At 55.4% G+C, this 19,096-nt stretch carries 23 protein-coding genes; 1 reads left to right on the top strand and 22 read right to left on the bottom strand.

Annotated features, from left to right (window positions below; all coding sequences use genetic code 11):
* Positions 1 to 10: 10 nt before the first annotated feature.
* The 7 genes from C8D72_RS16900 to C8D72_RS16870 all read right to left on the bottom strand — a co-directional run bounded on the left by C8D72_RS16900 (position 11) and on the right by C8D72_RS16870 (position 4,569).
* Positions 11 to 238, bottom strand: coding sequence for a hypothetical protein (locus C8D72_RS16900; protein WP_115855635.1), 228 nt, complete (start codon positions 236 to 238; stop codon positions 11 to 13).
* 21 nt (positions 239 to 259) lie between these two features.
* Complete coding sequence (locus C8D72_RS16895) at positions 260 to 1,411, bottom strand: DUF3275 family protein (protein ID WP_115855634.1); 1,152 nt, start codon at positions 1,409 to 1,411, stop codon at positions 260 to 262.
* Positions 1,412 to 1,584: 173 nt separating this feature from the next.
* Positions 1,585 to 1,827, bottom strand: coding sequence for a hypothetical protein (locus tag C8D72_RS16890; RefSeq protein WP_115855633.1), 243 nt, complete (start codon positions 1,825 to 1,827; stop codon positions 1,585 to 1,587).
* Positions 1,828 to 1,892: 65 nt separating this feature from the next.
* Entirely contained in the window at positions 1,893 to 2,291 is a 399-nt protein-coding gene (locus tag C8D72_RS16885) for a hypothetical protein (RefSeq protein WP_115855632.1), read from the bottom strand.
* 81 nt (positions 2,292 to 2,372) lie between these two features.
* The gene (locus C8D72_RS16880; protein ID WP_115855631.1) at positions 2,373 to 2,900 is read right to left on the bottom strand and encodes a hypothetical protein; all 528 of its coding nucleotides are present in this window, start codon (positions 2,898 to 2,900) and stop codon (positions 2,373 to 2,375) included.
* 297 nt (positions 2,901 to 3,197) lie between these two features.
* The gene (locus C8D72_RS16875; RefSeq protein WP_115855630.1) at positions 3,198 to 3,767 is read right to left on the bottom strand and encodes a hypothetical protein; all 570 of its coding nucleotides are present in this window, start codon (positions 3,765 to 3,767) and stop codon (positions 3,198 to 3,200) included.
* 283 nt (positions 3,768 to 4,050) lie between these two features.
* Positions 4,051 to 4,569 (bottom strand): hypothetical protein, encoded by a 519-nt coding sequence (locus C8D72_RS16870; RefSeq protein ID WP_147301562.1) that lies wholly within the window; start codon positions 4,567 to 4,569, stop codon positions 4,051 to 4,053.
* A gap of 480 nt (positions 4,570 to 5,049) precedes the next feature.
* Here C8D72_RS16870 and C8D72_RS17410 point away from each other — a divergent pair, with 480 nt between their 5' ends.
* Positions 5,050 to 5,286: a hypothetical protein gene (locus tag C8D72_RS17410; RefSeq protein ID WP_147301561.1), complete on the top strand. Its 237-nt coding sequence runs from the start codon at positions 5,050 to 5,052 to the stop codon at positions 5,284 to 5,286.
* Between the two features lie 36 nt (positions 5,287 to 5,322).
* Here C8D72_RS17410 and C8D72_RS16865 read toward each other — a convergent pair whose 3' ends face one another.
* The 15 genes from C8D72_RS16865 to C8D72_RS16795 form a co-directional block, all read right to left on the bottom strand.
* Positions 5,323 to 6,843: a conjugal transfer protein TraG N-terminal domain-containing protein gene (locus tag C8D72_RS16865; RefSeq protein ID WP_115855628.1), complete on the bottom strand. Its 1,521-nt coding sequence runs from the start codon at positions 6,841 to 6,843 to the stop codon at positions 5,323 to 5,325.
* Positions 6,840 to 7,217 carry a hypothetical protein gene (locus C8D72_RS16860; protein WP_115855627.1) on the bottom strand — a complete coding sequence of 126 codons (378 nt, stop codon included), beginning with the start codon at positions 7,215 to 7,217 and terminating at the stop codon, positions 6,840 to 6,842. Before C8D72_RS16860 ends, C8D72_RS16865 begins: the two co-directional genes overlap by 4 nt.
* The gene (locus C8D72_RS16855) at positions 7,217 to 8,647 is read right to left on the bottom strand and encodes a hypothetical protein (protein WP_115855626.1); all 1,431 of its coding nucleotides are present in this window, start codon (positions 8,645 to 8,647) and stop codon (positions 7,217 to 7,219) included. The genes C8D72_RS16860 and C8D72_RS16855 overlap by 1 nt, the downstream gene beginning before the upstream one ends.
* A gap of 3 nt (positions 8,648 to 8,650) precedes the next feature.
* Complete coding sequence (locus tag C8D72_RS16850; protein ID WP_115855625.1) at positions 8,651 to 9,604, bottom strand: TIGR03756 family integrating conjugative element protein; 954 nt, start codon at positions 9,602 to 9,604, stop codon at positions 8,651 to 8,653.
* On the bottom strand, positions 9,601 to 10,038 hold the full coding sequence (locus C8D72_RS16845; protein ID WP_245955320.1) for a TIGR03757 family integrating conjugative element protein: 438 nt from the start codon (positions 10,036 to 10,038) through the stop codon (positions 9,601 to 9,603). Before C8D72_RS16845 ends, C8D72_RS16850 begins: the two co-directional genes overlap by 4 nt.
* 115 nt (positions 10,039 to 10,153) lie before the next feature.
* Positions 10,154 to 10,333, bottom strand: a complete 180-nt coding sequence (locus C8D72_RS16840; RefSeq protein ID WP_115855624.1) for a hypothetical protein — start codon at positions 10,331 to 10,333, stop codon at positions 10,154 to 10,156.
* Entirely contained in the window at positions 10,330 to 11,097 is a 768-nt protein-coding gene (locus C8D72_RS16835; RefSeq protein ID WP_115855623.1) for a DsbC family protein, read from the bottom strand. The genes C8D72_RS16840 and C8D72_RS16835 overlap by 4 nt, the downstream gene beginning before the upstream one ends.
* On the bottom strand, positions 11,094 to 11,747 hold the full coding sequence (locus C8D72_RS16830; protein WP_115855622.1) for a hypothetical protein: 654 nt from the start codon (positions 11,745 to 11,747) through the stop codon (positions 11,094 to 11,096). Before C8D72_RS16830 ends, C8D72_RS16835 begins: the two co-directional genes overlap by 4 nt.
* Position 11,748: 1 nt before the next feature.
* Positions 11,749 to 12,297, bottom strand: coding sequence for a DUF2726 domain-containing protein (locus C8D72_RS16825; protein WP_115855621.1), 549 nt, complete (start codon positions 12,295 to 12,297; stop codon positions 11,749 to 11,751).
* Complete coding sequence (locus C8D72_RS16820; RefSeq protein ID WP_115855620.1) at positions 12,287 to 15,253, bottom strand: conjugative transfer ATPase; 2,967 nt, start codon at positions 15,251 to 15,253, stop codon at positions 12,287 to 12,289. Before C8D72_RS16820 ends, C8D72_RS16825 begins: the two co-directional genes overlap by 11 nt.
* Positions 15,253 to 15,687, bottom strand: a complete 435-nt coding sequence (locus C8D72_RS16815; protein WP_425453304.1) for a TIGR03751 family conjugal transfer lipoprotein — start codon at positions 15,685 to 15,687, stop codon at positions 15,253 to 15,255. Before C8D72_RS16815 ends, C8D72_RS16820 begins: the two co-directional genes overlap by 1 nt.
* A gap of 13 nt (positions 15,688 to 15,700) precedes the next feature.
* On the bottom strand, positions 15,701 to 17,206 hold the full coding sequence (locus C8D72_RS16810) for a TIGR03752 family integrating conjugative element protein (protein ID WP_115855618.1): 1,506 nt from the start codon (positions 17,204 to 17,206) through the stop codon (positions 15,701 to 15,703).
* Positions 17,203 to 18,069 carry a TIGR03749 family integrating conjugative element protein gene (locus C8D72_RS16805; RefSeq protein WP_115855617.1) on the bottom strand — a complete coding sequence of 289 codons (867 nt, stop codon included), beginning with the start codon at positions 18,067 to 18,069 and terminating at the stop codon, positions 17,203 to 17,205. The genes C8D72_RS16810 and C8D72_RS16805 overlap by 4 nt, the downstream gene beginning before the upstream one ends.
* Entirely contained in the window at positions 18,066 to 18,719 is a 654-nt protein-coding gene (locus C8D72_RS16800) for a PFL_4703 family integrating conjugative element protein (RefSeq protein WP_115855616.1), read from the bottom strand. The genes C8D72_RS16805 and C8D72_RS16800 overlap by 4 nt, the downstream gene beginning before the upstream one ends.
* Positions 18,716 to 19,093: a TIGR03750 family conjugal transfer protein gene (locus C8D72_RS16795; RefSeq protein WP_115855615.1), complete on the bottom strand. Its 378-nt coding sequence runs from the start codon at positions 19,091 to 19,093 to the stop codon at positions 18,716 to 18,718. Before C8D72_RS16795 ends, C8D72_RS16800 begins: the two co-directional genes overlap by 4 nt.
* Positions 19,094 to 19,096: the final 3 nt, after the last annotated feature.

The following is a 19,096-nucleotide window of genomic DNA, read 5'->3' as shown; positions in this document are numbered from 1 at the left end:
CTCTCCTTGGTTAAAGTCCCGATGATAAACGCTGAGTCCAGCGACCGCTGGCCAGTGCTTCTTCGGCCTGTTGCTGCGTCCCGAAGTATTCCACGGACTCTCGTGATACGGGGCCATGCTCATCATGAACAGTGCCAATGTAATAGCCTGCTGCGCTTTTCAAGGCGCAGAGAGGCAATTGCAAACCCATATCGCGATGTGCCAGAAGACCAACAGCAGTAGTAAAGGTGGAAGTCATGTCGTGCTCCTTGTTAAAAGATCAGGCCGCTGCGGCAGCCGAGAGGTTCCATGTCTGTGTTGCGGCATCGAGGACGTAGCCCATCTGCTTCAGGCGTGTGATCTGGGCGCGCAATGTGCCGCGATCGACCGTCGAGTCCAGCTTGACGCTGTTGCCCAATGGCCATAGATGCCCGAATAGCTCGATGTCCTGATCGTTTACCTGGGGGCGGCGCGTCGGCGTAGCCTTTGCGCTTTCCTTCGGTGCTTGATCGGTCGATGCCGGTGCACGGTTCTCCTGATGAGACTGCTTCAGAAAATCCGCTGCCAGACGCGCCGCGCCAGTGGCACGGAAAATGGCTTTCTTGTCCGCTTTCATCACGCTGATCCAGCTGGCGATGTAGGCGGCGTCAAATGCCTCATTGCGAATCCCGAAATGCCCGCACAGGAAGGCACTGCCCAGCTGCGCGACCAGCTCCTCGAGCGCGTATCGGTCGGAACCGAATGGCTCGGGATCGGTAATTCCTATGCGTGCCAGACGTGATTCGTGTCCGGTCGCATGGGTCAATTCATGCAGTGCAACGCTGTAGTAGCTGTCCGCATCGTGAAACCGCTCCTTCGCGGGCAGCAGTACCCGATCCTGCCGGGGGTAATACGCCGCGTGTTCGCGATCCAGCGAATGCGTAACCTTGATGCCACAGCCGTCGATGAAGTCATCCAGCGCATCAACGCTGTCGAACCCCTCAACCGAAGCCGGCGGCGGATTCGTTATCTCATCGGGAAGGCCGTCACACTGGTCAACGTTGAAAAGATTGAAACCCCGCAGAATCGCGAAATGCTTCTCCTTGGGATTGCCCTCGTCGTCCAGTACGGGCTCTCCGGCGTTATCGACGATCTCGCGCTTCATGGGCTTGTAGAAGCATGCAAGCGTGCTTTTCTCACCCTTGCGTACTGTGCCACCGGCCTCTTTCGCCTGGCGAAAGGTCAGCCAGCGGTCCTGTGAAAAGCCACACTTGTCAGCCATGTCCCAAAGCAGAGGCACGTTAATGCCGCTGTACTGGCGACCGGAGACAGCGTTGCAGGGTATGAATGGCATTCGACTCGATGGATCCCAGGGTTTCCCGATACCAGGCAGATGCCCTTGCTCGAGACTTTCCAGAATCCGATCAGTGATCGCTTGGTAGATGTCGGCCATCGTCAAAATCTCATAATGACGACCGGGAGCTCCCCCAACCGGGAGTAGATCCCGGTCGGGGTGGAGGGTGCCGAAAAATCGGCTATGTGAAGGGCGTTTAAAGCCTATTGCTGAGTCAGCCGAGTGGCCGGATCAGCATTGAGTAAAAGCCATAGGAATGGCTTGTCAGCAGGTCAGGTGCTTTCTGGTACGTCTCTGGAGGGCAATGACTGAGTATTGCCCTGCCTTTGAAGACCTATCGATAAAGTCAGCGTTCGATCGCGGAATCGGATGCGGACGAAGTCTTTAACCACCAGGCACATGATGGCCACCCAGAACCAGATCACCAGCAGGCTCATGATCGGCGTAGATGACTTGAATAGTAGAGCCGTGAATACAGCCAACAGGCAGACTCGAAAGGCTTTGATAAAGGTCATGGTTTTGTTCCTTGATTAGAAGAAAGCCCGGCTTGCCGGGCTCCTTGATGAGTATCATCGCATATTCAGGCGGCTAACCGGTCACGACCGGAGAGCGAAAATACCAACGCCTGTTTACCGAAGTGATGCTCGATCTCTACGTGAACGCCGACATGCAACGGAAGCAGCAATGCTCCGGTGCGATGCGGTGCAGCAATGTCGAAATCGAACGATCGACTACCGTTCGGTGCTTTCTCCAGTTCCTGATAAGCCTGTTCCATGAACGCATCCAGGCGTTCAGTCCAGTGCAGGTCGTCGAGAACCGGATGCGATATGCCTGCCGTCTCATAAAGCATGGCCACCTCGTTTATGAGGGGCTGCTCCATCATCACCATCACGTCGCGACGATTAGGGCAAAGCCCGATGCGCTGCGCCTTGAGAGTGAGATCGATACGGATCATGGCGTTTTGAGTGTTGCGATTCATGAGTGCTTCTCCTCGAGAAAAAGGGGAAGCACTTCCCCCAAGGGGAAGAAAACTTCCCCTTGGGGTGGAATACCGCTTGGTTTATGCCGGCAGAACCTGCGCCGCCCAGGAATGCCGATGCGTGTTCACCTCTCGGTGACTCACGATCTCTCCCTGGTCATTGCGAACCGGCTGATTGACAACAACGGACTGGCGACCGAGAAACTCGAGCGCCACGTTGTCGCCAACGGCCAATGGGGTCTCATGCGCGACGCGCTTGAGATCAATTCCCCAGATGGTCCTGTCACCGCGCTTTGAACGCAGTGTGATGTAGTAATTGAGGCGGTTGGCCTCGTTGAACTGATAAGGAGCGCTGCCCATGGCAACGATCTCACCTTGATTTTTGGCGTGGTTCTGACGCGACGAATCGGATGGCTTCGAAGAAACCGATTCATCATCGCCAGAAGAGGCACGACCGAGATCGAAGTTGATGAGTCCCATGCGCTTGAGCACAACGAGGGCAACAAGCAATAGCCAGATCAGACGAACCGACTCAGGCATAAGCTGAGGCAACATGATCGGTATCAGGACAGAGAACAGCAGGGCTCGAGAGCCTTTGAATGGATTCATGGTGATGCTCCAGTAGATCAGTGGGTAGATCCAGGAGACACACCATCCCATCGGGGAAAGTGTTCCCCCGGTGGGTGTTTCGGCTCAGGGCCGAGAATTTGATAGCTGTATCCAGCCCCGATGAAAGGGCGCCGACTCCCAGGATACGTTACGGCTTCGGGATTTGCCCGGAGGCAAAGGGCGCTGTTGTAACGTCAACAGCAAACGCTTGCAGGGTCGATTATGGCGATCAGCACATGATGCTGCAAGACAGGTGGCCACGAATGAAAAAACCCGGCAATAGCCGGGTTTGAAATTTCAGCAGAAGCGCAGGATAGAGCTTCTGGGTTGGATTTTGAGCAAGTTCAGGGGTCGAGCCTGGCATGGCCAAAAAGAGAGTGGGGCAGCCGCATACAGCTCATCAAAGTTGTTTTGCGTGACCCAGGTCGCCTTATCGGTAACATCCACCAACTTGCACATGAACCGATAGCCTTTCTGGACATACTGCGACGTCCAGCTGTTGTAGAAATGCTCGATCATGCAAAACCGCTCGAAATGCACACTCATGCAAAACTGCTTGGAATGCTTGCCTATGTACCAATGCTTGGGTGGCAGTACCTCGAGCATTTCTCGAAATTTTTCGCTGTCGATGCGGTCAGCAGGTCTTGCTGACAGCGCACTTTTTTGGAGAGCAAAAAACTCGTCAAAGGTCATAACCTGCACTGGCAGGCGCTCAGGTTCGCGCTCCCGGTAGTAGGCTTCAACCCTTGGGAGGTTATCGCGGGCTTCCTGTTCGCTGTAGTGGACGCTGTAAATACCACGAAACGCCGTATTGTTGCCGACGCCGACAGTGACAAATTCCTGCTGGGATTGCTGATTGAAAGTCATGGTGAATCTCCAAAAACGGGGGAAACACCATCCCCATCAGGGGAAGTATTTCCCCCGGTGGGTGGTTCGGCTCAGGGCCGAGAATTTGATAGCTGTATCCAGCCCCGATGAAAGGGCGCCGACTCCCAGGATACGTTACGGCTTCGGGATTTGCCCGGAGGCAAAGGGCGCTGTTGTAACGTCAACAGCAAACGCTTGCAGGGTCGATTATGGCGATCTCTGCCAACGGCCACAAGGCAGGTGGCCACCCACAAAAAACCCGGCGATAGCCGGGTTTGAAATTTCAGTAGAAGCGTAGAATAGAGCTTCTGGGTTGGATTTTGAGCAGGCTCTGGAATCGAGTCTGGTATGGCCGAAACAAGGAGCGAGTGACAGGTAGGACGCGCTCTATCTCCAAAAAGGTGTTTAGACGGTTGTCTTCAATCAACACGTTTGTGGCTTGGCTAGAGTTTGCCCCTGTCGTTAACGCCCGTTCTCTCTCACCAGCTCGATTACGGTAATAGATCTCGAATATTACCTGGGCTTTGGCAAGGCGATGCCCGTCCAAGAACCAATCTTCAAGACCGAATGCCTCCAGCTCCCAAAGATCGCCCTCTTCATAATACTCGTCAAAGAAAGCGCATCGCTCACCTAACGAGAAAGCATCTGTGCGTGCGATCCAGAGAAGTTTGTCGTTATCTTTCTGGAACTGAAGCAGCTCTTCATCATCGGGGTTGTCGGGTTCATGAAAATGTCTATACAGAGCGATCTTGCCGATCAGTTGGGCAATCACATTGTCTGTGGCAACGATTCGTGAGCTCATGGTGTATCTCCAAAACGGAGGAAACACCATCCCCACCGGGGAAAGTGTTTCCCCGGTGGGTGGTTCGGCTCAGGGCCGAGAATTTGATAGCTGTATCCAGCCCCGATGAAAGGGCGCCGACTCCCAGGATACGTTACGGCTTCGGGATTTGCCCGGAGGCAAAGGGCGCTGCTATTGCCGTTAACAGCTGACGTGGTGCAGCTTGAGTATCTGATTGGTGGTGATCAACGTCAACAAGGGCTGCTGCTGGTGGGGTGGCTTTTTCCCTTTCGGTTTTGATCTTTCCCTTTGGGGTTGGCCTTTTGGGGTTGGCCTGTAAAACCGGATACCCCCCTTCCCCTTATCACCCCTTCCCTTCCAGCCTTTTGTTGGCCCTTTTGGCCCTTTTCAGAGGCTTTGTCAGATAGAGGTTACGATTTGCACTGGAACGGCTTCAGGGTTAGTCTGAAGTAGATGCTCATAAACCCAAGGGAGGTTTCTATGAAGCTCTCAGATTTGCTGAGTCCCAAAGGCCGCAAGGCAACCGCCCAGCTGGCCATGGATCTATCCAGAATTACCGGTAAAGCAGCCGCAGCAGGCGCATCGGGGCTATTCGGAGCAGCTGCTAGTGCAGCATCAGGCAGTGCCAATAACGACGATGCTTCGAATGACTCGCATATGTTCAGCTACGGGAAAAGTTCGGATGGTTTTGGTGATATGACTGACCGTAACGTGTGAAGCCGGCCCGATGCCCGGGCCGGCTCTCTCCTGCTTTTATTTCGTTGCGGCTTTTGACGCTGCTTTACTGCCTTGATCGCCAGCGCCTTTAGCTCCCTTGGTACCTTCACCAAGACTCTGCGAAACAGCGGCTCCCACTTTCATCCCTGACCAACCAAGAGCAGCAACCCATATGCCTGGCAATATCAGGAATGTGGCCCACTCCACGAATGTCAGAACCATTCGATCATACCCATTCTGTGCGACAGCGATGATGCTCATCTTGGCAGCATCAGAACTGTAGAGAAGGTCAATCAAATTCGAGTTGATCCAGCGTGCAAGCTCCCACCAAAAAGTCAGAAACATCAGCGCGAAAAGCCCGAAACTTGCTGTACCAGCAACTTTTACGGAATAACCTGAAACCGTCATGATGAACGGGAGGCAGATCACAATGGCCATGATCAATACATACTGCACCATCGGCAAGGCGCGTTTGAGCATGTCCATCCCAGCTTTGCCCATAACCCCACCTATGGCACCGCCTACTCCTCCCACTGCCATCGAGAGAGTATCTTCGATGTCGTCGCCACCACTGAGATTGCCGTAGCCGGTGACGGCTATATCCTGGTTGCCATTCGCTGAACCGGTTCGCTGACTGATCAGGCGCCGAACAACCTGGTCTTCAGCACTTTCCATGGCGAAAACCGACCGGAAGTTGTCCCAGAAGCCCGGTTGAACCTCGTCGTGCAGTCGTGAATACAGTCCGTTTTCGCTATCAGTCCACCACTCTCGACAGCTGGGATAGCCGGGGCGACCGGCGCCAGTGTTGGGGCGGGCCTGATCCCGACTTTCGCGATAGGAGAATCCTTCGATTGGTCTGCCGGCGTAGAAAGAATCGTAGTAGCCAGGCGTGGTCACGAAGAAGTCGCTGCCAAGCCAGTCAACGTCCTGCGCTTCCAGTGCATCTATGGTTCCACCCTGCTGGAACAGGCGATTACGGGCTGCCCCATAGCATTGACGCTGAAACTCTCCTACCTCACGCTTGAGCCCCGGATCAGTGATCGACTGGGCATCAATTTCCGAAGTGATGGCCTGGAAGTCTGTAGTGCACGGAATACTGGAAACAGCCACATTGGTCATCCCCTTGGAAACGGCATGCACCATCGCCCACCAAAGCGGAATTTGAGCAGTCTGGCCATCGATCGAGTTGAGGGTGCTGCTGCCCCACTCCCCCTGTCCGATAACGGCCACGCTGCACTGTTGTCCATCGGCATTTGTGCGTTCGATGGTATTCACCGGGTTAAAGGATAGGCTCATCATCGGCACACAGGTGAACGCATAACAGATCACCATGGCATAGAGCTTCGCCTCTAAACGGGCGATCAACAGCACCCCTTTGTTGCCCTCGTCCTCGCCTTCTTGTCGGACTTTGAACCACTCCGAAATGATCAAGGCAACGAAGGGCACCAGCGCAAGCCCTGACTGCATCAGAGCTGACCAGATACCATTGTTCACTACCCAGCCGACCATCAGCATGACCTGCTCAAAGTAATCAGTAACATTCAGGTCAGCATTCATGTATCACCCCCGAGCCAGTCAATTGTATTGAATAGCTCGATGCCGGCCATGGCGATCAGCGTCAGGATTTCGAGGCGCTTGAGCCTGCCTCGTGCTGCCTCACCACCGTCCCGGTCTTTTGCGAGATGCTTGAGCACACGTGGCTTCCAGACACGCAACCAGGCAACAATTAGCCCTGCATAGCAGGCCCAACGCCAAAGAAATAGCCATGGCAGAGCTGCCTGCTTTGCAGCAGCGAAAACCTCGCGGCTACCCATGAGATGGGTAACCAGCGACACAATCACTCCGCTCAGAAAAAACACACCAATCAAAACCATCCCGAACACCACGATAGATGGCCACCGTTTGGGATTGAGCAGACGTTTGATGAACATCAGTCACCTCCCTGGATCGGACGGCCGCGCTCATCCAGCACCGGCTTCGGCAGCGTGGTTTCATTCTGGCTGGAAGCAGCAGCACGATTGGATGCTCGACGAAGGGCTTGTGATGCCGCATTGCTCGACAGTGAGCGACGAATATCCATCTCACTCTGAAGCAGCTGAATATCACGGTTGAACGCCTCGATCTTGCGATCCAGAGCTGACATGCCTTCCTGATTGTTCTCGACCCCGGGGTCGCTTGTACCAGCCACCAGTGCACGGCGTGCCCACATGGCTTTAGTAAGCGTTCTGGCCAGCGCCATTTCACTCGCCAATCGCTGGGCAAGCAGCTGGCCCTGGGGGTCCGACCGCATGGATTCAATAACGGCGCGCGAGACGGCCAAACCATTACCTGCGGAGACATCATTCAATTTGGACTGGGTGATCTCGCCGCCGTTGAGCATTCCAATCAGATTGTCATGAATAGTGTCTTGTTCCTCCTCAAGCTCGCGGATCAGTCCAGTGCCCGCAATGCTCTGCGCCTTCTCGCAGCCATCGCAGGTTTGTAGCTCGGTATCACCAACAACCTTTTTGGTCCACTCGGCTGCGTCTTCGGGCGAGCCCCAGACCGTACACATGCCACCCATGCAGTCGTTGCTACCACTGCCGTTGTTGCTGCCGTTTCCGCCGGCGATACCACCCCCACCAACCCAATCACCATTTGAAGTAGCTACTGACCCCCAGCCGCCGCCGCCGCCGGAAACCGATTCATCGGTAGTGGGATCATTGCGACCATGCAGCAGGTTGTAGCCTGCCTTGGCAGTATCCTCGACCACACGTATAGGCTGCTGGCCACGGCCACCGCGTTTCTGGCCACCAACCCAGGTACGACCGCCATTCCCTGCCTGCGCCTCGGCAGTTTTTTGAGCAGATACGGCGTCAGGATTGCTGGACGCGATGTCCTGCCAATTTTCGGCCATGGCTCCCTGTTGCATCTTGCCGCCCAGCGTGGCGTCGGCCAGCTGCTCGGACATACGCTGGCAACTAAGCTTGGATTTATCGAAATCGAGACGCCCCTGCATGACACCGTTGGTGATCAGGTCATATAGCGCCGGGTTTGAGCGTTGAATGATCATGGCGGGAAGGCTGGCCACCGCTCCAGTGGCATTTGAGACCACATTGCCCATCATGTTCTGGAAGCCGTTGGTAACGCCGTTAAGCTGGTTGCTCACGGTTGAGCCCACATCAAAATTACCGCAAGTCGCATTGACGTCCCAGCTGACACCCAGCCGCTGCGCGCGTGGCCCATGACCGAGACTTGCCGAAGCGCCGAAAGGGGAAGCGCCCCCGATATCGTAATAGAGCGTGTCTGCTGATCCAGCCTGAGCCAGTAACGGTGTTGCCAACGCCACCGAGAGGGTCAGAGGAAAAAGGATTCGTTTCATGGCTTACTCTCCGGTGAAATACAGCAATTCTTGGCCCCGTTTTTTGCAGCAGCGATAGGGACGCCACAGCGTCCAGGCATAATCACCGGGATCCTGTAACTGGTCGTTTTCGCCACCATCGGGGAATGTGGAGCAGGACATGCGCATGTTGGGGGCCAGCTGCTGCCATTCGTGGGTCTCGGAATCCCCTTCCTCGACAGGATCCGGACCCCAGATGCCGCTGCTTGATGAGTTGCGAGCAATCAGGGGCTGGTAGACGTGAGGTTCGCCGCGGCGTGTCACTACGTCGGCCGCGCGCTGCGCTGCCGTCGCGGCGACCTTGTAGTCATGCGTTTGTGAAACGAAACCACTGCGGGGATAGATCGGGCTCCATAGATCGCCCACTTCGCCCATCTCTCGCATACCGGGTGTCAGGGCTTCGGGATACGCCATCTCCGGGACGCCGGAGCGCCAGGCCAAAGCATCGAGCGTAGAAATAAAATACGGATTGAAAGGCTTTGAATTGCTTTCGCAGAACCAGCCAAAACCACCGGCGAAGTTATAGAACAATTCAGAGGGATGCCCGATCGCATCTACATTCTTGAAATGCGTGTTTGTGTGCTGCTCAGGAACGGATTCGCGGGACGAGCCACCTCCGATGGCATCGCCAGTAGGAGGCGAGAGCATCGCGATTTCAGTCCAGGGATTATCACCTGTGTTCTCGTAGGCACTTACAACCAGCTCAGGTATATAGTGTTTTACTCGAATCGAGGTGCGTACGGTGCAGCCCCACGGCGTGCAATAGAGCCAGGCACAAACGCCAATGACTTGATAGTCGAGGCATTGAGGGCTCAACGACGATTGCAGAATCTCAGGCGTTGTAATGGCATACGCTCTTGGGGAACTGACCATACTGGCTAAGCCAAAAAGCACCGCAAAAGCAAGAGCCATCGGCAACTGAACAAAGAGCCGATTCATGGGTTGCTCCCCTTGGCTTGCTCAATCGCATCGAGAGCCCGGGCAACGTCAGGTTCGCCATACACCACGTAGCTACTGTCAACGACAACTGCTGGCACTTTCTCTACACCCAGCATCCAAGCTCTGGCCACACCCTGATAAAGCTGGCCGTACCGCTGGAGGGTCTGCTGCCATTCGGGACCGTTCATGCGTGATTGCAATACCTGCTTGGCCCGTGCGGGATCGGACGGCAGATCCTGCGAAATACGTGCATCCAGTCGCCCAGGGGCGTCCAGCTCCACCACGGCTGCTGAATCAGGAACGTTGATGACCGGCTGGCCAGCAACAGTGAAAACCTCGACGCCAGCAAGAACACAGTGGCTCATCGTGGCCGTGGCAAGGAGACACAAGAAAAGCGTTGCGGCGCGCGGCCGCAATAGACAAGCGGGGGACATGAGCGGCTCCCATGTATGAATCGATCGAGGGGACAGACTGACAGGCAGGCCGGCAGGACGCGCCGGAGAACGTTAAATACGTTCGCGATGTTTCATGTTACGAGCGTTGAAACGCTCAGCCATCTACTGGCTCGTGGCGTTTCAGCTCTTCAGGAACCACATAGTTTGGCCACTCACGCTCGAGGGCGAGCCAGTCGCCCTCGAGCCACAAACGCAGGAATGTAGACGGCTCGTCATCGTTGATTGCGAACTGGATGGCCTCGCTAAAGATTTGTCGCTGTCGCAGCGGGCTCATACATCGCTCCTTTTGATCGCCTGAATCAGCTCTTGGGATGGCACATAGCCTTCTCCCATCTCTCCATCGGGAAGCACAATGGATGGCGTACCCTGCACCCCAAAACGCTGTCCCAGCTGAAATCCTTTATGTACGGCATCGTCACAGCTATCGACTGGAGTAATGTCGAGGCGCTGGCCAGCGAACGCTTTTGTCATCGCATCCTCTGGCTTCTTTGAGCACATGACCCTGGACAATTGATGCGCTGAGGAGGAGTTGCTGCCCGCGCGAGGGAATGGAACGTAGCGCACGGTGACGCCCGCTTGTGTCAGTTGATCGATTTCCTGATGCAGCTTTTTGCAATAGGGGCAGGTTGTGTCGGTAAATACCGTAATTTGCCCGATTTCTTCACCCTGAGCCGGATAATCGACTGTCTCCCCAGCTGGAAGAGCATTCAGCTGGTCCAGCCGTTTTTGTCGGTTGTTTTGCTCGGTGACATCGATGAGTCCATCGGGCGAGTTGTCATACAGATTGCCCACTACCATGTAACGGCCTTGGGCATCGCTGTAAAACGTATCACCATTGCGCAGCCGTACTTCGTATATTGGCCCTTCCAGTTTCACTCGACGGACCGATTCCGGCGTCACTTCCTGACCATTGATGGTGAGGTCTTTGAGCGCTTCCGGAGATGAGCCATTCAAACCAACATCATCAGTGTCAGCACACGCGAGTGAGGAAAACATCGAGGCAGCTGCAACAGCGAGGCCGATGGACAATTTCTTCACGGTATAGTCTCCAGGCAATTCGATATGTCTTCGCCGCCATATGTTGCGACGGTCCAGCAGCTGCTCAGCGCGATTGCCGGCAATGTCAGGGATTCATGAATGGAGATATGACGGCAGCCATTCTGCGTTGCCTCAGAAACGCTCGCTCGCCGTGATGGTGAGATCCCCTGACGCTTGATCCGGGAAAAACGGTTACGGCCGATCTCGGGTTTGGAGTGGCCCTCTGTTGCGTATTCGCTCAAGGCCCACCAATTGGCAACGTCCATAGACCAGGTATTTCCCCGGCCCTCGGCGAACGCGATATCCAGCTGATGATCGACACGAAAGTATCCAGGAGGAACTTCAGGAGCTTCGACAAGCCATTGAAACGTGATCGTGCCGCTATGCTGGTCATCCGGTAACTGTATAAAGCGGCCCAGCGAACAGAGTTGCGAGCCTGCAACAAAATAGAGCTTGTTGGGATACGGCTGATGGATGATCCATCCCTCATCAGGCTCGACAGGCTGATTGCGCCAGCTGACTGTTACGGTCAGCTTGATGTTTTCTGGTGCGACCCGATCAAAGGGGTCTACCTGCAAAACTGGTAGCAGATGAAATAGATGCCGGCTTACGTTGAGGCTCATTGTGTTGTTGATATGGAGCGGTGACATGCTAGTGATCCTTTCCCGGAGTAGAGAGATGAGGTTCAAGTCTCTGCTGTATTTCCCGGACATCATAGCTGCCACTGGCCGCAAATCTCAGAAGTGGTAATCCTGCCGAAGCAAACGCCTGGTCCACAAAGCGATCACGTCGCTTGCGGTCACTGCGATTGTGGCTACGATCATCGAGCTCGATCGCTGCAAGAAAGCGCCCCCCACGCGATTCACAGATAACCAGATCCACGTGTTTGGAACTGATAAGGCGAAAAAATCGCCACCAACGCTGGTCTTGGTTATTGCGTTTGCGAAAGCTCACCTGAAGTACATCGGCAATCCGCACCTTGCAGGCGATCATCGCCCGACCTTCTACGGCGCGATCCACGGCAGCGAAAAAAGCCTGTTCGGCAGGGGTGTTGAGTTGCTTTTGCGCGGCATAGGGAAGTTGTCCTTTGCCAGAACGAAAGCCCTTGACCAGTCGAAACAAGATGCCGATGACAACCAGAGCCAGCGCCGCAACAAGAATCAGGATGGCGACTTTCAAAATTAAGGGGTCAACGCTCATGATCTGACTCCGCACCTGCCGCTTCGATTTTCAGCCCACGCAGCTGATCCAGTTTTTCGGCTACCTTGATGGCCGCATCAAGTTCAGAGCAGCCCAGCTCACGCATGATTTCAGCTCGCTCGGCTTTTTCCTCCGGCTCGGTTCCAGCAAGCGACAGGTAAAGACTTGGCGGGACAACACGAAAGAGCGATTGCAGTCGGCCACCCAGAACCACACCCTCGGTGTACTTGCCTGAAGCCTTGGTCGCGGATTCAACCAGCAACCGCTGGTCTTCAGTCAACGTTTTGAAACGGCTGACCTCGGCAATCTCGTTTGGTGGCATGTTGAGCAACAGCCACCACTCCATCATGTTGAGCATCTTGGCCGAAACGTCAGGAAAATCCTTGACGTTCTGGGTCGCCAGCCACAGCCAGTGATTGAGCTTACGGCCCATTTTGGCCACTCCGACCATGAACGGTGCGAGGAGTGGGTTGGCCGTCAAAAGGTGGCACTCATCAATGACCTGAATAATCGGCCGTCCACTGTACTGATCACGCTCGGCCATGGTGGTAATCATGTTGGTGATCGACATCACCGACAGCGCCAGCTGAGCCTCGTAGCCAGGATTGGCATAGTGCGCTAGATCGATAATGGTAACGTCGCACTCTTTCCAGGCTTCACCTGGCTGGTTGAATACCTGTCCATCGAAGCCATCGCAGAACATGCCAATAGCCTCGCCCATCATGTACGCACGATTTCGACGGCTTTCGGGAAGGTTTTCATCACGTGACAGGGTATAGAACGCCTGACGCACGTCCCCTGTCAGACACTGCCGGTCCTCAGCGTGTGAACTCTCGGCAGCAATCATTACCGCATCGCGTACCATGCGATTGTCGGCTCGTCGATAATCGCCTTCCTCCTTGGGATCACCGCCGGTGATCATCAGGCGAGCCATCATTTCCATCTCGCCGAGCAGATCACGCTCAACATCTTCATCATCGGTGTCATCTGTACCGATCGCTTCGAGCAAGTCCTCTGGTGAGGCTGCGAGATCATCAGGTGACTCGCTGTAGTCCTGCCGATCGCGCACCACGCGGCGCTCACGTACTTCGGGGTCCATCAGGCGGTGAGCGTCAGCAAAAGGTGGCAGCTTGGCTTTTGCCCCCGGGGCGAGTTTTACCTTGTTGACGGATAGCCCCATACGCTCGAAATAATCAGCCAATAGTCCGAAGGAGTTGCCCTTTTCGATGATGAATAGACGCGGCCGGCGCATGGCCACCATCTGTGCCAGCATCGAGTTGAGTGTGGCTGACTTACCCGCACCGGTAGGACCAAACACGAACATGTGGGCGTTCTGTTTGCGGTCATGCTTGTTGAGTGGATCAAAGGTCAGCGACTCACCGCCTCGATTGAAGAAACTGATACCGGGGTGGCCAGTACCTCGAGCCCGTCCGTAAACGGGAGCCAGATTGGCCAGATGCTGAACGAAATTGAAACGGGTATACCAGCGATTGCTGCGATCAATCTCTGGATCGAAATTCATCGGCAGCCAGCGCAAATAGGTATTCAGTGCCGCCACCTCATTTTCCGGTTCAACCGGCTTGAGATCGGCGGTGCTGAGTTGCGTCGTAAGGTCCATGACACGACGATCGAGTTCGGCCTCATCGCGGCCGCTGACGAAAAAGGCCAGCGCAGACTGGTACATCTTGTGATCTTTGCCCAGAAACTCTCTGGCCTGAGCACAGTCACGCCGAACGTTGCCGGCGAGGACGCTGTCACCTACGGCCTTCTTGCTCAACTGATCAATGTGGCTTTCAAGCGGTTCTTGGGGGATAGCGACAATTGTCAGGCAGGCTTCAACCCCGAGCGGAAGAACATCGAAAGTTGCATTACGCACTGACGTCTGGCCACGTGAAATCTCGGCAGTCAAATGCCCTACCTGGGGCACCTTTCGAAACTCTTCGACAGGGATAACTCGTTGTGGCTCGCCGTCGAAGTACCATAGTCCGGACTCCGCATCCGCTCGTGGCGAGCTGGCCAGCATTCCCTCGGCTAGATCGTATGACCAGAGCCTGACGTCCGGATCATCGCCCGGATAGTCGAAGATATCGTAGAAACGCTGCGGATCGTCTGGTGAAAACTTCGGACGGGGGTTGAAGCGAGGCATCATCCAGCGATGGAAATCACGCCCATCATAACGACGTACCGGAAGGCCAGCGCTTGCGAGCTTGGCTTCCAGCTTACCGAAAACGTGGTTCAACAGCGCCTCGGGAGATAAGCGCGAGCGCCGCTCCCCGAGCTTTGACTTGTTTTTCTGCCCCGCCCAGCGATAAATCACCAAGCGTGTACGCCGGGTCTGGCCCCTCCAGGTGGTTTGGGTGATGGCGTCATCCTCAAACATGCCATCTGGTCGGGAGATCGCTTTGAAATGCGCCTCCATACTGGCTAGCCATGCCTTTGTATATTTCGTCTCTCTCAAATGTTCCGGGATCGACTCACGGATACGCTCGATATCCTCTCGAGGATCAGTGTCGTCCTTGGTGTAAAGCTGAACGACCCACTGGTTGGCATCCAGTTCAGGCAGACTGTCCTGAAGTGCCGCTTCAATTTGATCGCGCACTGCCTCAAGCGCCTCAAGAGAACGTCCCTCAGAGGGAGCCGGCGTAATCTCGGCCACGACACCCAGCGACACACCATCCTCAAGCAGAAAACAGCCGGACTCAGGGAGATACTCGGTCCATGGCAAGCGACTGGCAAATGAGGGCGCTCGCTGATATTCGCGCTTGATATCGCTGACGGTCGGCTTTTTGCCGCGAGGCAATGACAGTGGACGTCCGGTTTCATCAGTCAGGAGTTCTCGCTCATTCAGCGCTTCCTGTCGCTCATTCTCCTGACTGATCTGCTCTTCAGCACCGCTCTGAGCCTGTACACTCTTGGGAGCAAACATTCGATTCATGAACGCATTGAATGCCGACATTAACGTGTCCTCCCTACTGGACGTGCACCTTCTCCCGGCATCGCATATTGCGGCTTCTGGTAAAGCGGGAACACTGTCGAGTACCCCGGCACTGGGACGCTTTGATCACCAGCCATATGGGGATAGATGTAGATCACCAGATCCGGATTGGGCAGGCGCGAGAATTGACTTTGAATCTCGTTCGCAGCGTCACGGGTATAACGGGTTCGTTCGTCAACCATCTCGCTGGCGCTGATCGGCCGGCGCAAGGAGCCTCGCGCCGCTTTTACCGCCTGCTGGCCTGTACTACCCATTGACGCCTTGCCACTGTCTTCGCTGGATCCCTGCTCCCAGAGTTCCTGCATGGTCATGCCATTGGTCGGCATCAACTCATCCTTCGAAGTTGCGCAGCCCGATAGAAGCCCCAGTCCAATCAATGCGAGAGTGGCAAACACTGGTGCCCGCCGATCAGTCGAGCCCGACTGTGGTTGCGTGTGACGTGTCATAGCGCACCTTCCTCCCCTCGTTCTCGTAATCGATCGGCAGCTGCTTGTTGATATGGATGGCCACGTTTTTTCCCGGTGGTACATAGATGGCTGCGAACGCTTCCCCATAGAGCTTGTTGACCCACTCACTCATGTCGTTGACGCCCTGACTCAGAATCTGTCCAACGGCCTGATTACCAGTCATGGCCTGCGAGATGGACCCATTGCCATTCATTGAGGTGATCGAGGTAGAGTCATCGTCAGAGAGCATGGTGGCTGCACCAGCGCCAGCGGCAGTCAGCAGGCTCTGAGTGCCGAGGTATTGCTGGGCATTGCTGCGCCGTACACCACTGATGCAGGGGATACCGGACTGATCACTGAGCCAGCCGATGGAATCGCCCCCACCGATGGTCTGATTGCGGTTATTGTCGTTGCTATTGCTGTTGCCCTTATTGACGTCATCGGGTGTGGGAACGGTGCGGATCGTGCCGTCCTCAAAAACGAATGTGAGGCTGGTAATGTTTCCGCGCACACATGAAAGCGTCCAGTCACCGGTCGCGGTACCGCTGGCCACCGCCGCTTTTACCTCCGGCAACTCAATTCCGTTCGCGGTAAGGTTGTCTTTTCCGATCATCACCTTGAAGGGATATGGGTCATTCACTGTGCCGTCGACAGGCACCCGACCCAGTAGTGCGGTCATCGCCAACGACCCCATGAGGGTCGAATTTTCGGGAATGGTATAAACCGGATCGACCTTGGAAGCATCCGGCTCACCCGTCACTTTTGACTCTACGGCACTGGAGGTCTGAGAGGCCATATCACCTGCCGTATCGGCAGCTGCCTTGAATGAGGTTGGAAAGGCTGAGCCTCCGTCGCCCTGGCTACCACTTGAGCGATCTTCTCCCTGACGCTGATCCATGGGTTCGACCCATGCGAGATTGCCACCGCTCGAGCCATTGCCCGAAGCGCCACCGCCTCCCTCGAGTCCCAACCCAACTGGCATATCGTCATCACTCTGAGATCCGTCGCCCTCGTCTTTTTTGCTTCCTGTTAGACGGTTCAGACGCTGCTCAAAGTTTGATATCAGAGACTCTTCACTCTCCTCGCGAGCTTCTTGTTGGCGCTCGCGTTCCTGCTCTATTGCCTGGTCGACAGCACGATCCACATTGGATACGCGGTCGGAGAGGCGCCTGTTCTCCTCAAGCAATTCCTCCATGCGTTCCAGATCTCGGTCACGCTTACGATCCCAGGAGTTTATCTGGCCTACCAGAGTGGCAACGGTGTCCTGTGAGGAATCACCCTGGATACCGAGAGCATCCATCTCTTCCTGCGACAGCGACCGGGTTTCGTCCTGTTCTTCCTGTTGTTGACGGCTCTGGTCGGCGTCATCGTCGCTACCACCACTGCAACCCTTGACCACGATCATAATCATGATGAGCACCAGTACAGGCACCCCGAACTTGAGTAGTGCGTTCCCTTGGAGTTTCATGAGTTATCTCCCTGCGACAGCGGAAGTGCCTTGGCAAGAGACTGACCATTTGTGACGATAAAAACGGTGGTGGTGTCCTCAACGCTACCGCGCCGTCCAAGCGTGGAATGCATGAAAGTGGCGCTGTAGAGATCACCCTGAAGCCAGCGCGGATCGAGTTCGAACGTGCGTGACGGATCCCGGTTGGAGAGCTTTACCGCTGTGACAGTCCAACCATCGAGCTTCCAGGCGGCCACCGGCGTTGCCGCTACCGGCAATGAAGGCAGCAGCGATGGCATAGTGTCAGGCAAACGCATCGCCACCCGACTGAGTCCCTGAACCGGCTCTATTGTTCGACTGGGCGCATACAGTGACTGTGCTGCAAATCGTGTCAGGACCACCGGTACAGGCGTTCCTACTGATGACTTTTTGCTTTCCTGATTGCCAGTGTCTCGGCCCTTATCGCTCTGGCCATCCTGTGAGGTGCTATCCGAGGATTTTTTCCCGTCTTCCTCCGAGATCACTACCTTGATCTCCTCGTCGCTTGCACCGTTTTCCTTGGCGGTCAGATCGAAAAGGACAACCTCGTTGGTCTCGACGTCCTGAATACGAACCCGCTGAGTATCGAAAGGCTGATCGGCCTTCAGGTAGATTGCGCCACCGGCGCTTTGCACTCGAAGAACACCCGAATCCGCAATTTCACGTGGCAAGCCTACGCGTACATTACGATCGAGCATGATGACCCGTTCGGTACCTACCGGTAGATCAATGTCGAGCGGCCGGCGATCCCAATGAAGAATTTCCACGGCATGCGCCTGGAGTGCAGCTCCCAGTAGCGAGACACACAGCCCGCCTTTCACCAATGACGTCTTGAGGCGATTCATGAGTCTTCCTCCAGTCGCGGAACTTCCAATCGCTGAGCAGGCCGTGCCAGACAGTCGATTTGCATGCCCCATTTATTGTTCTGCGGATCGCCCTCAGCGCGTACAACTCGAATCGGGAAGCGCATGAAGACATCACGAATAGGCGTGCCGGAGTAGGTTTCTTTCACGGCAAGATCAAGATTGACGACCCACTGATCACGTGACACGACTTCTACTGAACCCGGGCCTGACTGATCATTGCTGAATCCCCGCCCAGGAATTTCAAATACGCTTCGCTCACGCTGACTCAACTCGTTCCGCTTCTTGCGGTAGCGATAGTCTTCTTCCAGCTCGGCCTGGCAGGACTGGGTGAGAAACGGTGAGTAGGCATAGAGATTGCGCTTGTAATCTTCTTCACCATTGGCAGGCCAGCGATTGATCTGCTGCCAGACATAGGTGGTAAAGGCATAAACAGCGGAGGGTGGTTTCTCCCACCACTTTTGAGTCGACCCGGATCGCAGGTCTGGGGGGATGGAAATCGTCAAATCCTTCGGAGCGCTGTACCAGCCATATCCCAACCCGATGCACCCGATAACCAGAACGGCAATGAGAATCCTGAGTGTGGTGATGTGCGAATCTCGCGCCCCAAGTGCATTACGCGTACGGCTCATCGCAAATCTCCTTGTCCATGAGTCTCGCGGCCGATGCGATAGACACTGGAGTGGGTAATGAGGCGCTCGTCGCCGACGCTGATCCCTGCGGCAGCGAGCTTATAGTTAAGCTGACGGTACAACATGGAGGAGGGGCGACCTCGGCGGAGGCGTCGCATGATGTTGCCACCGGCTACGAGAAAGCCCCCCATACCCATAAAGGCGATGGTGGGTGCCATGGCAGGCATTCCGAAGACGAACGCAGCAACGATACCTGGCAAAAGGAATGCCACAAATCCCGCTCCAGCCATCATCCCGACTTCGCGAGTCGTCATCCCCCGGAACACTACCGGGGGATCGTTAAGTCTCTTCGGGAGAAAGTCGATGCTTGCCATGAT

The organism is Kushneria indalinina DSM 14324 (assembly GCF_003385845.1).
Classification (GTDB): domain Bacteria; phylum Pseudomonadota; class Gammaproteobacteria; order Pseudomonadales; family Halomonadaceae; genus Kushneria; species Kushneria indalinina.
This window is presented reverse-complemented; position numbering and strand designations above follow the sequence as displayed.

Excerpts from the sequence above, each read along its gene's own strand:
- C8D72_RS16900 (WP_115855635.1), bottom strand. The coding sequence starts at position 238 with ATGACTTCCACCTTTACTACTGCTGTTGGTCTTCTGGCACATCGCGAT.
- C8D72_RS16895 (WP_115855634.1), bottom strand. The coding sequence starts at position 1,411 with ATGGCCGACATCTACCAAGCGATCACTGATCGGATTCTGGAAAGTCTC.
- C8D72_RS16890 (WP_115855633.1), bottom strand. The coding sequence starts at position 1,827 with ATGACCTTTATCAAAGCCTTTCGAGTCTGCCTGTTGGCTGTATTCACG.
- C8D72_RS16885 (WP_115855632.1), bottom strand. The coding sequence starts at position 2,291 with ATGAATCGCAACACTCAAAACGCCATGATCCGTATCGATCTCACTCTC.
- C8D72_RS16880 (WP_115855631.1), bottom strand. The coding sequence starts at position 2,900 with ATGAATCCATTCAAAGGCTCTCGAGCCCTGCTGTTCTCTGTCCTGATA.
- C8D72_RS16875 (WP_115855630.1), bottom strand. The coding sequence starts at position 3,767 with ATGACTTTCAATCAGCAATCCCAGCAGGAATTTGTCACTGTCGGCGTC.
- C8D72_RS16870 (WP_147301562.1), bottom strand. The coding sequence starts at position 4,569 with ATGAGCTCACGAATCGTTGCCACAGACAATGTGATTGCCCAACTGATC.
- C8D72_RS17410 (WP_147301561.1), top strand. The coding sequence starts at position 5,050 with ATGAAGCTCTCAGATTTGCTGAGTCCCAAAGGCCGCAAGGCAACCGCC.
- C8D72_RS16865 (WP_115855628.1), bottom strand. The coding sequence starts at position 6,843 with ATGAATGCTGACCTGAATGTTACTGATTACTTTGAGCAGGTCATGCTG.
- C8D72_RS16860 (WP_115855627.1), bottom strand. The coding sequence starts at position 7,217 with ATGTTCATCAAACGTCTGCTCAATCCCAAACGGTGGCCATCTATCGTG.
- C8D72_RS16855 (WP_115855626.1), bottom strand. The coding sequence starts at position 8,647 with ATGAAACGAATCCTTTTTCCTCTGACCCTCTCGGTGGCGTTGGCAACA.
- C8D72_RS16850 (WP_115855625.1), bottom strand. The coding sequence starts at position 9,604 with ATGAATCGGCTCTTTGTTCAGTTGCCGATGGCTCTTGCTTTTGCGGTG.
- C8D72_RS16845 (WP_245955320.1), bottom strand. The coding sequence starts at position 10,038 with ATGTCCCCCGCTTGTCTATTGCGGCCGCGCGCCGCAACGCTTTTCTTG.
- C8D72_RS16840 (WP_115855624.1), bottom strand. The coding sequence starts at position 10,333 with ATGAGCCCGCTGCGACAGCGACAAATCTTTAGCGAGGCCATCCAGTTC.
- C8D72_RS16830 (WP_115855622.1), bottom strand. The coding sequence starts at position 11,747 with ATGTCACCGCTCCATATCAACAACACAATGAGCCTCAACGTAAGCCGG.
- C8D72_RS16825 (WP_115855621.1), bottom strand. The coding sequence starts at position 12,297 with ATGAGCGTTGACCCCTTAATTTTGAAAGTCGCCATCCTGATTCTTGTT.
- C8D72_RS16820 (WP_115855620.1), bottom strand. The coding sequence starts at position 15,253 with ATGTCGGCATTCAATGCGTTCATGAATCGAATGTTTGCTCCCAAGAGT.
- C8D72_RS16810 (WP_115855618.1), bottom strand. The coding sequence starts at position 17,206 with ATGAAACTCCAAGGGAACGCACTACTCAAGTTCGGGGTGCCTGTACTG.
- C8D72_RS16805 (WP_115855617.1), bottom strand. The coding sequence starts at position 18,069 with ATGAATCGCCTCAAGACGTCATTGGTGAAAGGCGGGCTGTGTGTCTCG.
- C8D72_RS16800 (WP_115855616.1), bottom strand. The coding sequence starts at position 18,719 with ATGAGCCGTACGCGTAATGCACTTGGGGCGCGAGATTCGCACATCACC.
- C8D72_RS16795 (WP_115855615.1), bottom strand. The coding sequence starts at position 19,093 with ATGGCAAGCATCGACTTTCTCCCGAAGAGACTTAACGATCCCCCGGTA.